Origin of the sequence: [Mycobacterium] manitobense, assembly GCF_025821665.1 — a bacterium.
In the GTDB taxonomy this organism is placed as follows: domain Bacteria; phylum Actinomycetota; class Actinomycetes; order Mycobacteriales; family Mycobacteriaceae; genus Mycobacterium; species Mycobacterium arseniciresistens.
The window spans coordinates 24018-42102 of record NZ_JACKSJ010000273.1 but is presented as its reverse complement, the minus strand read 5'-3'; the positions used below and the strand labels follow the sequence as shown (position 1 = coordinate 42102).

19 protein-coding genes and 1 pseudogene are annotated in these 18085 nt (G+C 70.9%); 12 read left to right on the top strand and 8 right to left on the bottom strand.

The genetic code is table 11. The features are described 5' to 3' along the window. A pseudogene (locus H7I41_RS30060) lies at window positions 1-648 on the bottom strand (glycoside hydrolase); the annotation flags it as partial. A 2-nt stretch (window positions 649-650) separates the two neighbouring features. Next, on the bottom strand, window positions 651-977 hold the full coding sequence (locus tag H7I41_RS30055; protein ID WP_264016314.1) for a hypothetical protein: 327 nt from the start codon (window positions 975-977) through the stop codon (window positions 651-653). 52 nt (window positions 978-1029) lie between these two features. On the opposite strand from H7I41_RS30055, the gene upp reads away from it, so the two are divergent. Further along, window positions 1030-1653 (top strand): uracil phosphoribosyltransferase, encoded by a 624-nt coding sequence (gene upp, locus H7I41_RS30050; RefSeq protein WP_264016313.1) that lies wholly within the window; start codon window positions 1030-1032, stop codon window positions 1651-1653. A 4-nt stretch (window positions 1654-1657) separates the two neighbouring features. On the opposite strand, the gene H7I41_RS30045 is transcribed toward upp, so the two are convergent. After that, a complete protein-coding gene (locus H7I41_RS30045) occupies window positions 1658-3301 on the bottom strand; it encodes a phospho-sugar mutase (RefSeq protein WP_264016312.1) in 1644 nt (547 codons plus the stop codon). Beyond that, the gene (locus H7I41_RS30040) at window positions 3298-3759 is read right to left on the bottom strand and encodes a MarR family winged helix-turn-helix transcriptional regulator (RefSeq protein WP_264016311.1); all 462 of its coding nucleotides are present in this window, start codon (window positions 3757-3759) and stop codon (window positions 3298-3300) included. The genes H7I41_RS30045 and H7I41_RS30040 overlap by 4 nt, the downstream gene beginning before the upstream one ends. Window positions 3760-3872: 113 nt before the next feature. Between H7I41_RS30040 and H7I41_RS30035 the strand changes: the two genes are divergently transcribed. After that, window positions 3873-5015, top strand: a complete 1143-nt coding sequence (locus H7I41_RS30035) for an AbrB family protein (protein ID WP_264016310.1) — start codon at window positions 3873-3875, stop codon at window positions 5013-5015. Here the strand turns inward: H7I41_RS30035 and H7I41_RS30030 are convergent. Further along, window positions 4961-5755: a purine-nucleoside phosphorylase gene (locus H7I41_RS30030; protein WP_264016309.1), complete on the bottom strand. Its 795-nt coding sequence runs from the start codon at window positions 5753-5755 to the stop codon at window positions 4961-4963. The two genes, H7I41_RS30035 and H7I41_RS30030, sit on opposite strands and share 55 nt — an antisense overlap. Window positions 5756-5834: 79 nt before the next feature. Between H7I41_RS30030 and H7I41_RS30025 the strand changes: the two genes are divergently transcribed. The 3 genes from H7I41_RS30025 to H7I41_RS30015 all read left to right on the top strand — a co-directional run bounded on the left by H7I41_RS30025 (window position 5835) and on the right by H7I41_RS30015 (window position 9218). Continuing rightward, window positions 5835-7016: a M20 family metallopeptidase gene (locus H7I41_RS30025; RefSeq protein ID WP_264016307.1), complete on the top strand. Its 1182-nt coding sequence runs from the start codon at window positions 5835-5837 to the stop codon at window positions 7014-7016. Then, complete coding sequence (locus tag H7I41_RS30020) at window positions 7013-8182, top strand: amidohydrolase (protein WP_264016306.1); 1170 nt, start codon at window positions 7013-7015, stop codon at window positions 8180-8182. The genes H7I41_RS30025 and H7I41_RS30020 overlap by 4 nt, the downstream gene beginning before the upstream one ends. A 154-nt stretch (window positions 8183-8336) precedes the next feature. Further along, window positions 8337-9218 (top strand): type IV toxin-antitoxin system AbiEi family antitoxin, encoded by an 882-nt coding sequence (locus H7I41_RS30015; RefSeq protein ID WP_264016305.1) that lies wholly within the window; start codon window positions 8337-8339, stop codon window positions 9216-9218. A 76-nt stretch (window positions 9219-9294) separates the two neighbouring features. On the opposite strand, the gene H7I41_RS30010 is transcribed toward H7I41_RS30015, so the two are convergent. Further along, window positions 9295-9777: a gamma-glutamylcyclotransferase family protein gene (locus H7I41_RS30010; RefSeq protein WP_264016304.1), complete on the bottom strand. Its 483-nt coding sequence runs from the start codon at window positions 9775-9777 to the stop codon at window positions 9295-9297. Between the two features lie 128 nt (window positions 9778-9905). On the opposite strand from H7I41_RS30010, the gene H7I41_RS30005 reads away from it, so the two are divergent. Genes H7I41_RS30005 through H7I41_RS29975 form a run of 7 tightly spaced genes read left to right on the top strand, consistent with a single transcriptional unit; the run spans window position 9906 to window position 16538 of the window. Further along, window positions 9906-11321: an NAD(P)H-quinone dehydrogenase gene (locus H7I41_RS30005; RefSeq protein ID WP_264016303.1), complete on the top strand. Its 1416-nt coding sequence runs from the start codon at window positions 9906-9908 to the stop codon at window positions 11319-11321. 60 nt (window positions 11322-11381) lie between these two features. Beyond that, on the top strand, window positions 11382-13121 hold the full coding sequence (locus tag H7I41_RS30000) for a glycerol-3-phosphate dehydrogenase/oxidase (RefSeq protein ID WP_264016302.1): 1740 nt from the start codon (window positions 11382-11384) through the stop codon (window positions 13119-13121). Next, a complete protein-coding gene (locus tag H7I41_RS29995; RefSeq protein ID WP_264016301.1) occupies window positions 13118-13978 on the top strand; it encodes a pseudouridine synthase in 861 nt (286 codons plus the stop codon). Before H7I41_RS30000 ends, H7I41_RS29995 begins: the two co-directional genes overlap by 4 nt. Window positions 13979-13980: 2 nt before the next feature. After that, window positions 13981-14754, top strand: coding sequence for an MOSC domain-containing protein (locus H7I41_RS29990; RefSeq protein ID WP_264016299.1), 774 nt, complete (start codon window positions 13981-13983; stop codon window positions 14752-14754). 55 nt (window positions 14755-14809) lie between these two features. Continuing rightward, window positions 14810-15142 carry an RNA-binding protein gene (locus H7I41_RS29985; RefSeq protein WP_264016298.1) on the top strand — a complete coding sequence of 111 codons (333 nt, stop codon included), beginning with the start codon at window positions 14810-14812 and terminating at the stop codon, window positions 15140-15142. A 29-nt stretch (window positions 15143-15171) separates the two neighbouring features. Then, on the top strand, window positions 15172-15942 hold the full coding sequence (locus tag H7I41_RS29980) for an SDR family NAD(P)-dependent oxidoreductase (protein WP_264016297.1): 771 nt from the start codon (window positions 15172-15174) through the stop codon (window positions 15940-15942). Window positions 15943-15947: 5 nt separating this feature from the next. Further along, a complete protein-coding gene (locus H7I41_RS29975) occupies window positions 15948-16538 on the top strand; it encodes a hypothetical protein (RefSeq protein WP_264016296.1) in 591 nt (196 codons plus the stop codon). Between the two features lie 4 nt (window positions 16539-16542). Here the strand turns inward: H7I41_RS29975 and H7I41_RS29970 are convergent, their stop codons facing one another. Next, the gene (locus H7I41_RS29970) at window positions 16543-17328 is read right to left on the bottom strand and encodes an enoyl-CoA hydratase/isomerase family protein (protein WP_264016295.1); all 786 of its coding nucleotides are present in this window, start codon (window positions 17326-17328) and stop codon (window positions 16543-16545) included. Window positions 17329-17373: 45 nt separating this feature from the next. After that, window positions 17374-18054, bottom strand: coding sequence for a TetR family transcriptional regulator (locus tag H7I41_RS29965; RefSeq protein ID WP_264016294.1), 681 nt, complete (start codon window positions 18052-18054; stop codon window positions 17374-17376). Window positions 18055-18085 lie beyond the last annotated feature (31 nt).

The window sequence follows — 18085 nt, the reverse complement described above, 5'->3', positions numbered from 1 at the left end:
CGACGCCAGCGCCGCCACACCCGGCCCCGCCGCGGACCCCAGGTCCGACAGGCCACCACCTGAGCCCGGTCCGCCACCCGATCCCGAACCCATGCTTGGCAGCGACGGCGCCGAGAAGCCCGCCGGACTGGTCGGCGCGGGCGCTCCCGAGGGCGCCGTCACCTCGGCCGCCCGCGCGTCGAGCCGTGCGCGGAGGTCCTCGACCACGGCGATCGCCTCTCGCAACGACCGCCTGGCCTCGGCCACCAACTCCTCGGCGACACCCGGATCGTCGAGATGCGGTTCGAGTGCGGCGGCACGGGCCTCGAAGCCGGCCACGATCGCGTCGAGGCGCGCCCGCGCGTCGGCGACCGCCGTGCCCGCGTCACGGGCGGCATGGCCGAGACGATCGGCGTGGGCGGTGAGCGCATCGGTGGCCGCGACGACCGATGCCGTGAACGCCGTCGCCCCGTCGGCGCCTGCGCCGCGCCACACCCCGGCGATGTCGCTCGCCGCACCACCAACGGACGCCGACACACCCGTCAGTGCGTCGCGCACGCCGGCCAGCAGCGTCACCGGTTCCCCAGCGCCGCCCGGCCAGCCGGGCCCGACCATCGACCGCACGTCCCGGATCGGCGCCGACAGGGCCGCGACCAGTGCGCTCGGCACGATCAGACCTGCCTGACGAGTCGGTCCGCGCCGCGCTGTGCGGTGGCGTCGTATTGCCGCGCCGACGCGTCGGCGGCGCCGGCGCCGGCGGAGACCCGCTCCCCGAGCGTGGCGATCTCCCGCGATCCGGCGGACATCGCCTCGGCCAGCGCGGCCAGAAACCTCGCCGCGACCGGTCCGAGTCCTGTCGGCGCCGGAGCGGCCGCGAGGGTCGCGGCCGCCGCGAGCAATTCGGCGGCCTGGACGTCGGCGGCGCGACCGAAGGTGCGGATCGACCCGGTGTCGGCGAGCAGGGTGTCGGCGTGCATGCGGATTACGACGGCCGGCACCGTCCGTCGGTTCCACCGGTCCCGGCGCCGCGATCGCCGATAGGGTTCGGTGATGGACGTCCGAGTCGTCGACCACCCCCTGGCCGCGGCGCGGCTCACCACGATGCGTGACGAGCGCACCGACAACGCCGGGTTCCGTGCCGCGCTACGCGACCTGACCCTGATGCTGGTGTACGAGGCGACCCGCGACGCGGAGACCGAGGCGATAGCGGTGCGCACACCGCTCGCCGACACCACCGGTCACCGGCTGGCGAATCCACCGCTGCTGGTTCCGGTGCTGCGCGCCGGGCTCGGGATGGTCGACCAGGCGCACGCGCTGATCCCCGAGGCGCGGGTGGGCTTCGTCGGTGTCGCGCGCAACGAGGACACCCACGAGCCTGCGCCCTACCTCGAGTCGCTGCCCGACGACCTCAGCCGGTGGCCGGTGTTCGTGCTCGACCCGATGCTGGCGACCGGCGGTTCGATGGCGCACACCCTCGGCCTGCTGCAGGCCCGTGACGCCGTCGACATCACCGCCATCTGCGTGGTGGCCGCGCCGGAGGGGCTGACCGCGCTCGAGCGGGTCGCGCCGGACCTGCGGCTCTACACCGCCGCGGTCGACGAGGGGTTGAACAACGTGGCCTACATCGTGCCGGGACTCGGCGACGCCGGGGACCGTCAGTTCGGCCCGCGCTGAGGCCTCACCACTGCCGGGCGACGGCGACCAGTTCGTCCTGCAGTTCCCTGGCCCGGCCGCGGGCGGTCTCGAGGTCTTCGTCGTCGTGGCACGACACCCGAACCTCGATGTAGGACTTGACCTTCGGCTCGGTGCCCGAGGGCCGGACGACCAGCCGCACGGAGGTTTCGGCATCACCGGCGGTGAGTATCAGCGCATCGGTGCGGCGGTGGTCGTCGGCCTGCAGCAGGTCGGTCACGCTCACCTCGTAGCCGCACAACCGGTCCGGCGGAGTGTCGCGCAACCGGGTCAGCACGTCGGCGGCCTCGTCGGCGTCGGCCACCGGCCGCGACACCGCGGTGGTGGTGTGCACCCCGTGCCGGCGCGCCAGCGCGTCGAGTGCATCCTGCACCGTGCGGCCCTGCGCCTTGAGGGCGGCGACCAGGTCGCACGCGAGCACCATCGCGCTGATGCCGTCCTTGTCGCGCACCGCCGACGGGTCGACGCAGTGGCCGATCGCCTCCTCGTAGGCGTAGACCAGGGTCGAGCCCGGTATCTGATCGTCAGCGCGCGCCAGCCACTTGAATCCGGTAAGCGTCTCCAGGTGCTGGGCGCCGTGGGCCTCGGCGATCCGGGCCAGCATCCGCGACGACACCACCGAACTCGCCACCAGGACGTCCTCGGACACCGGCCCGGGATCGATCTGCGAGAGGGTGTAATCGCCCAGAAGCCAACCGGTTTCGTCGCCGGACAGCATGCGCCAGCCCTCGGATGTGGGTATGCCGACGGCACAGCGGTCGGCATCCGGGTCCAGCGCGATGGCGATGTCGGCGTCCTTGTCCGCCGCGAGTTCGAGCAGCGCGTCGGTGGCGCCGGGTTCCTCCGGGTTGGGCGACGGCACCGTCGGGAAGTCGGGATCGGGCTGGAACTGGTTCTCCACCACGTGGATGTCGGTGATCCCGGCCCGCACCAGTGCGTCGAGCGCGTAGTCGCCGCCCACCCCGTGCAGTGGCGTCAGAGCCACCCGCACGTCGTCGGTGGTGCGGCGGACATTTGCGGCGCGCGCGATGTAGTGCCGGATCTCCTCCATCCCACCGGTTTCCACCTTGGCCCGCGGGATCTCGTCGGCGGGCGGCGCCTCGGCGATCGCAGCCTCGATCTCCTCATCGATGGGTGAGTTGATCTGCAGCCCGTGCTCGAAGTACACCTTGTAGCCATTGTCGCCAGGCGGGTTGTGCGACGCGGTGATCTGGATCCCTGCGGTGGCGTGCATGTGCCGCACCATGAATGCCACGATCGGGGTGGGCACCGCGGCCAGCATCAGCATCACCTCGAAGCCCCGGGCCGTGAGCACCTCGGCCGTGGCCAACGCGAACTCATCGGACTTGTGGCGGGCATCGCGGCCGACGACCACCTGCGTGCCGCCAAGGCCGCGCCGCTCCAAGACCTGTGCGACACCCCAGGTGGTGCGCAGCACGACGGCCAGGTTCATGCCGTTCGGCCCGCCGCGCAGCGGGCCCCGCAGACCCGCCGTGCCGAAGGTCAGCGACCGCCCGAAGCGTTCGTCGAGTTCCTCTTCGCTACACGCCGACAACTCCGCAGCGGTCTCGGGGTCGGGGTCGTGGGCGATCCACTCCTGCACGGTCGTCGAGGTCACCGACTGAGTCATGGGCCAAGTGTGCCCAATTTACCGTCGGTGTAAGCCAGCTTCCGTAGCACCGGTGCGACGAGCATGAGCAGGTCGAACTCCAGATCGGAGAGGACGTCGCGCATGGTCGCCTGCAACCATGCGTCGCGCTCGGCGCGATCGGCCTCGAGCAGCGCCGTTCCTGCCGGGGTGAGCTCGATCAGCTGGCGCCGCCGGTCCCGCTCGTCGGGCCTGCGGGCGATCAGCTCACGGCCGACGAGTTCGTTGATGCCGTCGGTCAGCGACTGCACACGGACCTGCATCCGGGCCCCGAGTTCGGCGGGGGTCGTCACACCGGACCGGCTGACCTCGCCGAGCACCTCCATCTGGCTGAGGGTGAGCCCGTGGTCGGGACGGTGGCGGCGCAGCTGCCGGGCCACCCCCATCACCGCCTCCCGCAGTTCGGTGGCGGCGGTGTCGGAGGGATCGATTCGAGCCATAGCCAAGTTATACCTTGGCTCTTTGCTATTGATGCGCAGTTTGTCCCATGTTGCGATCAAGAGATGCCAAGGACATACTTGTTGTTGAACGTTCCGGAAACGATGGAGGTGCGATGCGGCGCGCGCTGAAGTGGCTGCTCCTGGTGGCGGCGACAGTCGGCGTGACGGTGCCGCTCACCCTCGTCAACGTGCCCTCGGCCGCGCTGTTCGCGGCGCTCGTCGTCGGTATCGCGCTCGCCCTGACGTCGCTGGCGCCCGCCCGGATCCCGCGCCGCGCCGGCGTCGCCGCCCAGGGCGTCCTCGGTGTCTACATCGGCACCATGGTCCAGCACGACGCGGCGGCCACGCTGGGCTCGGACTGGCCGATCGTGCTGGCCGTCGTGGTGGCCACCCTGGTGCTGAGCCTGATCGCCGGAGCAGTACTCGGACTGCACCGCACCGTCAGCCCCCTGACCGGCAGCCTGGCACTGGTCGCGGGCGGCGCCTCCGGGCTGGTCGCCATCGCCCGCGAACTCGGCGGTGACGACCGGGTGGTGTCGGTGGTGCAGTACCTGCGCGTCGCCATGGTCACCGCGTCGATGCCGCTGGTCGTGACGCTCGTCTACCACGCCGACCGCTCTCATCCGGCATCGACCGTGCCGACCGACACCGCGCCCTGGTATCTCAGCCTCGCCATGATGACCGCGCTGGTTCTCGTCGGTGCCGTCGGTGGCAGGTTGCTGCACCTGCCGGGCGCCGGACTGCTCGGCCCGCTGGGACTGACCGTGGCGATGCAGCTGACCGGGATGTCGTTCGGGCTGGCCGTGCCGGTGGTGCTCGTGCAGGTCGCGTACATGCTGATCGGCTGGCAGGCGGGGCTGGCGTTCACCACCGAGTCCTTGCGGGCGATCGCCAGGATCCTGCCCACCGCCGTCGGCCTCATCGTCGCCCTCGGCGTCGGCACGGCCGGCCTCGGTGTCCTGCTGGCGCACTTCACGTCCCTCACCCCGCTGGAGGGCTACCTCGCCACCAGCCCGGGCGGGGTCTACGCGGTGCTCGCCACCGCCGTTGAGACCGGCTCCAACGTCACGTTCATCATCGCCGCCCAGGTGCTCCGGGTGCTGCTGATGCTGTTCGCGGCGCCGCTGCTGGCCCGCGCAATGGTGCACCTCGGCCGGCGACTCGGCCGCCGCGACGGCGAGGGCGAGCAGCGCGGCGACGGTCAGAGCCGCGAGATGACCCCGGCCAGCAGGGAACCCATCCGCGTGGCGGACTGACGCCCTGCGGCCAGCACCTCCTCGTGGCTCAGCGGCGCTCCGGTCATGCCGGCGGCCAGATTCGTCACCAGTGAGAAGGCCAGCACCTCGGCGCCGCACCCCCTCGCCGCGATCGTCTCGTGCACCGTCGACATGCCGACCAGGTCGGCGCCGAGCGTGCGCAACATCCGGATCTCGGCGGGCGTCTCGTAGTGCGGACCGGGTAACCCGGCGTACACACCCTCGGCCAGCGACGGCTCGATCTCGCGGGCGACCGCGCGCAGCCGCGGCGAATATGCATCGACCAGGTCGACGAACTGGGCGCCGACCAGCGGCGACCTAGAGGTCAGATTGAGATGGTCGCTGATCAGCACGGGCTGGCCCACTGAGTACTCCGGGCGCAGACCGCCCGCGGCGTTGGTCAGCACCACCGTCGCGGCGCCGGCCGCACACGCGGTCCGCACCGGATGCACGACGTGTCGCAGGTCGTAGCCCTCGTAGGCGTGGATCCGCCCGACGAGCACCAGCACCCGCCGGTTCCCGATCCGCGTCGACAGCACCTGGCCGCGGTGGCCTTCCGCGCTGGGCGGGGTGAATCCGGGCAGTTCGGCCATCGGCACCGTCGCCACCGGATCGCCCAGCGCATCGGCCGCGGGCGCCCAGCCCGAACCCAGCACCACCGCGACGTCGTGGGCGTCGACACCGGTGCGCTCGGCGATCGCGGCCGCCGCGGCGGCTGCGGCCGCGTCCGGTGAAGTCACGGTAGGCGAGCTTAGCCGCCGGTCCGGCGCTGCGCCGAGGCCCGCGGCGCGGGCAAAGCTCAAGTGAGATACTGCGGAAATGCCCACCGCCACCGCGTCGTCACGCGTCGAGGACGTCGTGCAACGCCGCCGCGGCGACCTGGTCGAGCTGTCGCACGCCATCCACGCCGAGCCCGAGCTGGCCTTCGACGAGCATCGCAGCTGCGCCAAGACGGCGGCCCTGGTCGCCGAGCGCGGGTTCGAGGTCACCACGCCCCTCGGCGGTCTCGACACGGCGTTTCGCGCCGACTTCGGCAGCGGCCCGCTGGTGGTGGGGATCTGCGCGGAGTACGACGCGCTGCCCGGCATCGGCCACGCCTGCGGACACAACATCATCGCCGCGTCGGCGGTCGGAACGGCGCTTGCCCTGGCCGAGGTGGCCGACGAGCTCGGGCTGACGGTGGCGCTGATCGGCACCCCGGCCGAGGAGGCAGGCGGTGGCAAGGCGCTGCTGCTGGCGGCCGGTGCGTTCGACGACGTCGCGACGGCGGTGATGCTGCACCCCGGGCCGGTCGACATCGCCGCGGCACGGTCACTGGCGCTGTCGGAGGTCTCGGTCACCTACACCGGCCGCGAGTCCCATGCCGCCGTCGCGCCGCATCTCGGCATCAACGCCGCCGACGCGGTCACCGTCGCTCAGGTGGCCATCGGGCTTCTGCGCCAACAACTCTCACCCGGGCAGATGGTGCACGGCATCGTCACCGACGGCGGCCAGGCGACCAACGTCATCCCGGCGCACGCCGAACTCCGCTACACCATGCGCGCCGCCGACTCGCAGGCGCTCGAAGAATTGGAGGGCCGGATGGCCGGCTGCTTCGCGGCCGGGGCCGTCGCCACCGGATGCCGCCACGAGGTCGCCGAGACCGCGCCGCCGTACGCCGAGCTGACCCCCGACCGGTGGCTGGCCGAGACCTTCCGCGCGGAGATGCGCCGGCTGGGCCGCGAACCGCTGGCTCAGGAGTTGGAGGCGTCGGTGCCGCTGGGCAGCACCGACATGGGCAACGTCACCCAGGTGCTGCCCGGCATCCATCCGGTCATCGGCATCGACGCGGGCGGCGCCTCGATCCACCAGCCGGCGTTCACCGCGGCCGCCGCGGGTCCGAGTGCCGACACGGCGGTCGTCGAGGGCGCGACCATGCTGGCCCGCACGGTGGTCGCGCTGGCCGAGTCACCCGAGCAGCGCGACCGCGTGCTCGACCGGCAGGCGAGGCGGGTGCGATGACGCTGCAGGACGTCGCCGACCGCTGGCTCGCCGCCCACTATGAGGATCTGGTGTCGTGGCGACGGCACATCCACGCCCACCCCGAACTGGGCCGCCAGGAGTTCGCGACCACGCAGTTCGTCGCCACCGCGCTGGCCGACGCAGGCCTGAACCCGAAGATGCTGCCCGGCGGCACCGGCTTGATCTGCGACTTCGGCCCGGAGACCGGCCCACGGATCGCATTGCGCGCCGACATGGACGCACTGCCGATGGCCGAGCGCACCGGGGCGCCGTACACGTCGGTGGTGCCCAACGTCGCGCACGCCTGCGGCCACGACGCCCACACCGCGGTGCTGCTCGGCGCTGCCCTCGCGATGGCGTCGGCGCCGGACCTTCCGGTCGGCGTGCGGCTGATCTTCCAGGCCGCCGAGGAACTGATGCCCGGCGGCGCCATCGACGCGATCGCCGCCGGGGCACTGAGCGGGGTGTCACGGATCTTCGCGCTGCACTGCGACCCGCGGCTGGCCGTCGGCAAGGTCGCGGTGCGGCCGGGGCCCATCACGTCGGCGGCCGACCAGATCGAGATCAGCCTTCAGTCGCACGGCGGGCACACCTCGCGGCCGCATCTGACCGGTGACCTGGTGTACGGACTCGGCACGCTGATCACCGGTGTGCCCGGCGTGCTGTCGCGGCGCATCGACCCGCGCAACAGCACGGTGATGGTGTGGGGCGCGGTGAACGCCGGGGTGGCCGCGAACGCGATCCCGCAGACCGGCGTGCTGGCCGGCACCATCCGCACGGCGAGCCGGGAGACCTGGCTGACGCTCGAATCCATTGTGACCGAGGCGGTTACCTCGTTGTTGGCGCCGCTGAACCTGGAGCACACGGTGCAGTACCGGCGCGGCGTGCCGCCGGTGGTCAACGAGGTGGTCGCCACCCGCATCCTCACCCACGCCATCGAGGCGACCGGGCCGGACGCGCTGGCCGACACCCGCCAGTCCGGCGGCGGTGAGGACTTCTCCTGGTATCTCGAGGAGGTGCCGGGCGCGATGGCCCGCCTCGGGGTGTGGAGCGGCCGCGGTCCGCAGTTGGATCTGCACCAGCCGAACTTCGACCTCGACGAGCGGGCGCTGGGCGTCGGCGTGCGGGTGCTGGTCAACATCATCGAGCAGGCCGGCCTGATCTAGCCGGGCGCGGTCTCCGTGAGTGACCGTGTCTGTACGCCGACACGCCGTAGATCGCGGCATTCTGCGGTCACTCGCGGGCATCGAAGGTCGGCTATCCACAGGTGCCACGGCGGTGTCTATCGCGGCGGCGCCGCATCGATGATCATTTCCGGGCATGGACCTTCAGGCCGTGTTCTCCGCGCAGGACGGTGTGGCGACAAGCGCGCAGATTCTCGACCACCTCACTCGGCGTCAGCTGGAGTCGAGAGTGAAAACCGGTGAGCTGAATCGACTTTGGCAGGGCGTCTACTGCCTCGGTGAGCCGTCCGACGAGTTGCGGTTGCGTGCTCTCGACCTGACGTGCGGCACGGCGGTGCCGGCGTGCCTCGGCACGGCGGCCGCGCTGTACGGCTTCGACACCGAGGAGCCCGCCGACCTGCATGTGCTCAGTCCCCCCGGATGCCGGCTGCGCTCAGAGGACGGCTTGAGGGAGCACCGCCGCGACGGCGCGTCGATCGATGTCGTCGCCGGCCGGCCCGCCACCGCCGCAGCGTGGACGGCTGTCGAGGTGGCCCGCTCGTTGCGGCGGCCCCGCGCCCTCGCGACGCTGGACAAGGCGTTGCGCAGCGGGACCTGCGGGCGGGCGGAGGTGTGGCGGGCTGCCGTGCAGCAGGCCGGTCGTCGGGGAATCGTCGCGGTCCGCGAACTGATCCCGGTCGCCGATCCCCAAGCCGAGTCGCCGATGGAGAGTGAAGCACGGCTCGCGATGCTCGACGGCGGACTGCCCGTGCCGGAACTGCAGTGGGAAGTGGTGGACGGCAACCGCGAGCGCCGACGGCTCGACTTCGCCTGGCCGGACCGGCGGGTGGCGGTGGAGTACGACGGGGCCGACTGGCACAGCGGTCCGGAGGCAATGCGCAACGATCGTCGACGCGCGGCGGCGTTGCTCGACATCCGGTGGACCGTCATAGCGATCGTCTCCGAGGATGTCCGGTCCCGGCCCTGGGAGTTCGTCGGCCGCGTCGATGCGCAGCTGCGGCGCGCTCGCGCCGCGTGAGCGACCGTTGAATGCCGTCCCAACGCGGCGTGTCGGCGTACAGACACGGTCGCTCGCGGGCAGAGAGGGTGACGACCTAGGTCGAGCTGGACCCGGGCCCGATGTTGCTCGAGGGACGGGTCCGCAGGTCATGAACGTATTCCGCCGGGGCGCCCGCGATCTCTGCAGCGTCTGCCATCACCCCGAGGTAGCGAGCGGACGGCAGACCGCCCTCCCACGCGTCCACGACGTACAGCCAGGCCAGCACCGGATCGGTGTCGGTGTCCGACGACAGCCGGTGCACCCGGCAGCGGATCTTCTTGTGGATGCCGAGCTCGGAGCCCTCCCAGCGGTCGAGGGTGTCCTCGTCCTCCTTGGTCATGTCGTAGAGCACGACGAACACCTTCGACAGCGGGTCCTCGACGACGGTCGCCAGCGCGCCCTCCCAGCCGATGTCGGCCCCACCGAAGGTCAATCGCCAGCCGTGCAGCCAACCGGTGCCCGCCATCGGCGAATGCGGTGCGCGCTCCATCATCTGCTCGGGATGCATGTTGGAGCCGTAAGCGGCGTAGAGCGGCACGGTAGGAGAGCATAATCCGATCCCGCCCGCGAGCAGGAGCGGCGGCGAATCTCACAACCGCACGCCGGGCGGCGACCCGGGATGCGATCCACCCGGCCACCGGCCGCGGCGGACGATAGGTTGGTGCGGTGGCAACCCGCATCGTGATCATCGGCGGCGGGCCCGCCGGATATGAGGCAGCGCTCGTGGCGGCCGCCCGCGGCCCCGAGGACGTCGACGTCACCATCGTCGACAGTGACGGCCTCGGTGGGGCCTGCGTGCTGTGGGACTGCGTGCCGTCGAAGACCTTCATCGCCTCAACCGGCGTGCGTACCGAGCTCCGCCGGGCGCCCGACCTGGGCTATGCGCTGGACTTCGACAACGCCAAGATCTCACTGCCGCGGATCAACGAACGGGTGAAGACGCTGGCCGCGGCGCAATCGGCCGACATCTCCGAACGCCTGCGCAACGAGGGTGTCCGGCTGATCGCGGGCCGCGGCGAACTCGTCGACGACATGCCGGGGATGGCCGCTCACACCGTCAAGGTCACCGCGCACGACGGCTCCGAAAGCGAGCTCAAGGCCGACGTCGTGCTGATCGCGACCGGCGCCAGGCCGCGCGTGCTCAAGGGCGCCGAGCCCGACGGCGACCGCATCCTCAACTGGCGTCAGCTCTACGACCTCGAGGCGCTGCCCGAACACCTGATCGTCGTGGGGTCGGGCGTCACCGGCGCGGAGTTCGTCAACGCCTACACCGAGCTCGGGGTGAAGGTCACCGTGGTGGCCAGCCGCGACCAGATCCTGCCGCACGAGGATTCCGACGCCGCGGCGGTGCTCGAGGACGCACTGCTCGAACGCGGCGTGACGCTGGTCAAGAACGCCCGCGCCGAGTCCGTCACCCGCACCGACACCGGGGTGCTGGTGACGATGGCCGACGGTCGCACCGTGGAGGGCAGCCATGCGCTGATGACGGTCGGCTCGGTGCCCAACACCTCCGGGCTGGGCCTCGAGCGGGTCGGCATCGAGCTGGGCGGGGGCGGCTACCTGAACGTGGACCGGGTGTCCCGCACGTCGGTGCCGGGCATCTACGCCGCAGGTGACTGCACCGGCCTGATGCTGCTGGCCTCGGTGGCGGCCATGCAGGGCCGCATCGCGATGTACCACGCGCTGGGGGAGGGCCTTGAACCGATCCGGCTGCGCACGGTGGCCGCCGCGGTGTTCACCCGGCCCGAGATCGCCGCGGTCGGCGTCCCCCAATCCAAGATCGACGACGGCTCGGTACCCGCGCGCACCGTGATGCTGCCGCTCAACACCAACGCGCGGGCGAAGATGTCGAGCCTGCGCCGCGGCTTCGTCAAGATCTTCTGCCGGCCGGCGACGGGCGTGGTCATCGGCGGCGTGGTGGTGGCGCCCATCGCCTCGGAGCTGATCGTGCCGATCGCGCTGGCCGTGCAGAACGGCAACGACGTGGAGGACCTGGCACAGACGTTCTCGGTGTATCCGTCGTTGTCGGGATCGATCACCGAGGCCGGCCGCCGCCTGATGAGACACGACGATCTGGACTGACCGCACGTAACCTGGGTACCGGGCAAACCGTACCGACGAGTAACTAGGCGAGGATCTCCAGTGGGCGACCCGATCGCAGGCAGCGGACAGACTTTCCTGGGCCCCGCATATCGCGCCGATGCATGGCAGCGGCTGGGCAGTGAACAGTTCGACGTTGTGGTCATCGGCGGCGGCGTGGTGGGGGCGGGCGCCGCCCTGGACGCGGCAACCCGGGGTCTCAAGGTGGCGCTGGTCGAGGCGCGTGACTTCGCCTCCGGGACCTCGAGCCGCAGCAGCAAGATGTTCCACGGCGGCCTGCGCTACCTCGAACAGCTCGAGTTCGGGCTGGTGCGCGAAGCCTTGCACGAGCGCGAGCTGTCGCTGACCACCCTGGCGCCGCACCTGGTCAAGCCGATGCCATTCCTGTTCCCGCTGACCAACCGATGGTGGGAGCGGCCCTACGTGGCCGCGGGCATCTTCCTCTACGACCAGCTCGGCGGCGCGAAATCCGTTCCCGCGCAGAAACATCTGACGAAGTCAGGGGCGCTGCGGCTGGCGCCGGGGCTCAAGCGCAGCTCGCTGATCGGCGGCATCCGTTACTTCGACACCGTCGTCGACGACGCCCGCCACACCATGACGGTGGCCCGCACCGCCGCGCACTACGGCGCCGTGGTGCGCACCTCGACGCAGGTGGTGTCGCTGCTGCGCGAGGGCGACCGCGTCATCGGGGTTCGCATCCGCGACTCCGAGGACGGTGAGGTCACCGACGTGCGCGGCCACGTCGTCGTGAACGCCACCGGCGTGTGGACCGACGAGATCCAGGCGCTGTCCAAGCAGCGTGGCCGCTTCCGGGTGCGTGCGTCCAAAGGCGTGCATGTCGTGGTGCCACGGGACCGCGTCGTCAGCGAGGTGGCAATCATCCTGCGCACCGAGAAGTCGGTGTTGTTCGTCATCCCGTGGGGCACGCACTGGATCATCGGCACCACCGACACCGACTGGAACCTCGACCTGGCGCATCCGGCCGCCACCAAGGCCGACATCGACTACATCCTCGAGACGGTGAACACGGTGCTGGCCACCCCGCTCACCAACGACGACATCGACGGCGTCTACGCAGGACTGCGCCCCCTGCTGGCCGGTGAGAGCGAGGAGACCTCCAAGCTGTCCCGCGAGCACGCCGTCGCCGTGCCGGCCCCTGGTCTGGTGGCCATCGCCGGCGGCAAATACACCACTTACCGGGTGATGGGGGAGGACGCCATCGACGCGGCCGCCGAGTTCATCCCGGCCCGGGTGGCGCCGTCGATCACCGAGAAGGTGCCGCTGATGGGCGCCGACGGCTATTTCGCGCTGATCAATCAGACCCAGAGCGTCGGTGCGCGCTACGGCCTGCATCCCTACCGGGTGCGCCATCTGCTGGACCGCTACGGCTCGCTGATCGGTGACGTGCTCGCGCTGGCCGACGGAAACCCCGAGCTGCTCACCCCGATCACCGAGGCGCCGGTCTACCTCAAGGTGGAGGCGGCCTACGCCGTGGCGGCCGAGGGCGCGCTGCACCTCGAGGACATCATGGCCCGCCGGATGCGGATCTCGATCGAGTACCCGCACCGCGGCGTCGACTGCGCCCGTGAAGTCGCCGAAATCGTTGCGCCGGTGCTCGGTTGGACTGCAGAGGACATCGACCGCGAGGTCGACACGTATCTGGCCCGGGTGGAGGCCGAGGTGCTCTCTCAGTCGCAGGAGGACGACGAGGCCGCCGACGCGCTGCGCGTCGCCGCCCCCGAGGCGCGTGCCGAGATCCTCGAACCGGTACCGCTGAAGTGACGCGGCGGGCGGCGCCGCTGCCGGTGCGTGACGGCCTCGGTCCCGCGCGGGTCCGGCTGCGCGGCGGTGCCGTGCTCGTCGAACTGGCTTCGCGATTCGGCGAGGCCGCGGCCGAGAAGGTATTCAACGGCGAGGTGCTGGCCGCCGATGGCAGCGTCGTCACGGCGGGCACTGTGCTGCCGCCGAATTCGCTGGTGTACCTCTACCGCGACCTGCCCGACGAGGTGGAGGTTCCGTTCGACGTGCCGATCCTGCACCGCGACGACGACATCGTCGTGGTCGACAAGCCACACTTCCTGGCCACCATGCCGCGCGGTGGCCACGTCGCCCAGACCGCGCTGGTCCGGCTCCGCCGATCGCTTTCGCTGCCGGACCTGTCGCCGGCGCACCGGCTGGACCGGCTGACCGCGGGGGTGCTGCTGTTCACGGTGCGCCGCGACGTGCGCGGGGCCTACCAGACGATGTTCGCCCGCGGCGCGGTGCGCAAGACCTATCTGGCGCGGGCCGCCGGAACGCCGGCCGTCGTGCTGCCGACCGCGCTGCGCAGCCGGATCATCAAGCAGCGCAGTCGGTTACAGGCCTATGAGGAGCAGGGTGACGTGAACGCCGAAACGTTGGTCGAGCATCTCGGCGACGACCTCTACCGGTTGACGCCGCACACCGGCCGCACGCATCAGCTCCGCGTGCACATGGCGTCGATCGGGTTGCCGATCAGGAATGACCCGCTGTATCCCCGGGTGCTCGACGTGGCCGCCGACGACTTCAGCCGGCCACTGCAGCTCCTGGCGCAGCGACTGGAACTCGAGGATCCTCTCACCGGGGAGACCCGGTGCTTCACGACGGGACGGACTCTGTGAGCGTGATCGAACGGCTCTGGCGCCATCCGGTGAAGTCGATGTGGGGCGAGCAGCCCGACCACCTGACGTTTGTCGAAGGTGGGGTGCTGGGCGACCGGGTGCGGGCGTTCTTCGCCGTCGAGTCCGGTGATCGCATCAGCGCCAAACAACATGGCGCGCTGCTGAACTGCCATGCCCGGTATCTGCGTGAGCCGACGTCCGGGGATCCGGTGCCGCCGATCGAGGTCGAGTTCGGTGACGGCGCGGTGATACGCGACGACGACGCCGCGCTGACCCAGCGGGTGTCCGAGCTGCTCGGGTTCGAGGTGCGCCTGGCCACCGAGGAACCCGGCGTGCTGGTCGACCTGGCGCCGGTGCATCTCGCGGCCACCGGCACCCTGCGCTGGCTGGCCGACCGGCACCCTGATGGCGACTGGGACGCCCGCCGGTTCCGGCCCAATCTGCTCGTCGACGCGGAACCGGACGCCGAGGACGGCTGGCTCGGCTGCGACCTGCACATCGGCGCCGAAGTGCTGCTGCACGTGGTGATGCCGACGCCGCGGTGCATCGTCACCACCCGCGCCCAGCCCGGCCTGGCCCGCGACCAGAAGATCCTGCGCACGATCACCCGCGACAGGCAGCGCGACGTGCCGGTGCGTGGTGACTCGCCGTCGGTCGGGGCGTACGCCGATGTCGTGCAGCCCGGCGTGGTGCGGATCGGCGACGCCGTGCGGGTCGAACACGTGCCGCCGCGTCGCGGGGCGATCGCGGCGGCGCTGGACGCCCGGACGATCTGACACCGGTTCGGCCGAACGGATGTGGTTGGGGCCCGCCATGCCGCACGATATTGACGTGCACACCTCGAGGCGCTACGCCGTTGCCGTGACCGCACTGTTGTTCGTCGGCGGTCTGGTCACGCCGCTCACGCCCGTCGCCGACGCCACCCTGTGCGGTTCGATTGGCGGTCGCCACGTCGACGTGAGCACCTGCGCCGACCCGCTGTCCTATCTCAACGACGCGCTGCCGCCACCGCCTCCGCCGCCGCCACCGCCGCCGCCCCCGGGAGCGCCTCCACCACCTCCGCCGCCGCCACCGCCGGTATGGGTGCCGCCGCCACCTCCGCTGCCGAACGTCAACGTGTGCGCCAACGTCGGACGACGTATCAGCGTCAGCGGCTGCATCTGACCCCACGGCCGGCATGGTCTACTGACGCCGTGGATCGCTCAGCGTTCGACCGCCTCTTCGACCTCACCGGCCGCACCGTCGTCGTCACCGGCGGCACCCGCGGTATCGGGCTGGCACTCGCCGAGGGGTTCGTCCTCGCAGGCGCCGACGTCGTGGTGGCCAGCCGCAAAGCCGACGCCTGTGAGCAGGCCGCGGCGCACCTGCGCGGACTCGGCGGCCGTGCCATCGGCGTGCCCACGCACCTGGGTGACCTCGAGGCTCTCGACGCACTGGTCACCCGCGCCGCCGACGAGTTCGGCGGCATCGACGTGGTGGTCAACAACGCGGCCAATGCGCTCGCCCAACCGCTCGGTGAGATGACGCCGGAGGCGTGGACGAAGTCGTTCGAGGTGAACCTGCGTGGGCCGGTGTTCCTGGTGCAGCAGGCGCTGCCGCACCTCAAGGCCAGCCCCGCGGCGGCGGTGCTCAACACCGTGTCGGTGGGCGCGTTCAACTTCGCGCCCGGGGTGTCCATGTACGCCGCGGGCAAGGCCGCGCTGCTGTCGTTCACGCGGTCGATGGCCGCCGCGTACGCCCCGTTCGGCATCCGGGTCAACGCACTGGCCCCGGGCCCCGTCGACACCGACATGATGCGCAACAATCCGACCGAGGTGATCGACGCCATGGCGAACGCGACGCTGCAGAAGCGGCTCGCCTCACCCGACGAGATGGTCGGCGCCGCACTGCTCCTCGTCTCCGACGCGGGCAGTTACCTGACCGGCCAGGCGATCATCGTGGACGGCGGCGGGACTCCCCGCTAGAAACCGTGGACCAATCTTTCAACGAACCGGTCGAATTGGACGGGTCGGACAGCACCCGGATCCGCCGTGGCGAAGCCGGTCAGCGCCTGACGCTGCACCCCGGCGGCCTGCTGCTGGCGCGGCGCGGCAAGGTCGCCGAAGTCTCCTGGCGCGGCATCGAGAGCGTCGAGATGATGCCGATGTCGCCGCGGTGGTCGACGGCCCGCGCGTGGGCGATCCTGGGCCGCGACGGCGCCGTGATCTTCCCGCATGAGTTCGACGAGCAGTGGACGGCCGGGCCGATCGGCGATTGGCTGCGGCACCATCGGCCGGATCTCGACCTGCCCGGATCGACGTCGCTGGCGCCCCTGCCCCTGGGGATCCCGAATCATCAAGTGCCGCTGGTGCTGCTGCCCGGCGTCCTCGTCGGCATCGGGGTGGCGACCGTGTCCTTCGAGATGTCCCTGATGAAGGCGGCGCTGCTGGTGCTCGGGTGTCTGGGCGCGATACTGCTGATGGTCGTCTCGCCGCGGTGGGAGCGGGTGCCGCGGTATGCGTTGTACGGCCTGTGTGCCGTACCGGTCCTCATCGCACTCGTCCTCTGGCTCCTCGAGTGACCGTTCACAGCCGCCGGTGGCGGAACGCCTCACTCGCAGCGGCCATCTCGCCGCTGGTGGACGCCAGGATCTGACTGCGATTCTCCACCTGCAGCGCCGTCTCGAGGCAGCCGGCGTCCAGGTTCGCCCACAGCACCTGCTTGGTCGACTCGAGGCCGAACTTGCCGTAGCCGCAGAGTGTTTCGGCCACCGCGAGCGCATCGTCGAGCACCGAGCCGTCCTGTGACAGCCGGGAGACGATTCCGAGTCGCAGCGCCTCGGCGGCGTCGACGTCGCGCGCGGTCAGGATCAGGTCGAACGCGGGTCCGGCGCCGATGATCCGAGGCAGCGTGTAGCTGACGCCGATGTCACACCCGCCGAGACCGAGTTTGATGAACTGCGTGCAGAACCGGGCGGATTCGGCGGCGATGCGGATGTCGGCGGCCAGGGCGATCGCGAACCCGCCGCCGTAGGCCGGGCCGTTGACGGCGGCGATCACCGGCTGGCGCAACCGGTGCAGCCGCGTGGTGAGCTCCGCGATGCGCTCCTGCCATCGCATCCCCGAGCGCGGAAACTCCGTTCCACCCGCAGCTTCCGGTGGGTTCGGCGCCGTGAGGTCCAGGCCCGAGCAGAATCCGCGGCCCGCTCCGGTGAGCACCACCACCCGGCACTCGTTGTCGGCCACGATGCCGTCGATCGCGCTGTGCAGCTCCTCGACGAGCTCGTAGGACAGCGCGTTGAGCTTCTCGGGCCGGTTCAGCGTGATCACGGTGACGTCGGGCCGCGGGCGGGACAGGTCAAGGGTGGGCATGGCCGACACGCTAACGCCCTCGCGCCGGACGTAGGCCCTGAGCGGTCAGTCCGCGCTGCGCCAGCCGGCGATCCCGACGACGATCATCCGCAACTGCTTGATCGCGGTCCGCTTGATCTCGTCGAGGGCGGTGCCGGAGGAGTCTGCGGTGTCCTCGATGGCTTCGGCGATCGAGATCATGGCATTGACGAACAAACTGGCCAGGATGTTCAGGTCCTCGCTGCTCCAGCCGGTCAGGCCGGGGAAGCGGGCGAGGTCGATCGCCAGCTCCGAGGTGATGAGGCGGATCTCGGTGCGGATCGCATAGCGCAGGACGCTGACCCCGCTGGAGCGCTCGCGTCCGATGAAGCGCCAGTGCTCGCGGCGGGCGTGCACTCCGGCGACGAGGATCTCGACCGAGGATTCGATCACCCGGTTGGGATCGAGCTTGCCGGCGCGGGCGCCGCGCAGCATGTCGCGCAGCGACCGGAATGACTCGTCGATGAGGACCAGTCCCAGGGCATCCATCGACTCGAAGTGCCGGTAGAACGCGGTGGGCGCGATGCCTGCGGCGCGGGTCACCTCACGCAGGCTCAGTGCGCTGAAACTGCGGTTCTCCAGGAGTGCAAGGGACGCGGCGACGATGGCCCTGCGGGTGGCCTCCTTACGCTCCTCGCGCGTGAGGGAATCCCGCGAGCGGGACTTTCCTGACCTGCCTGTATGTGACTTCGGCGAACGACTGTTCACTGTGTGAACCCCACCACTATCTGCACTCATA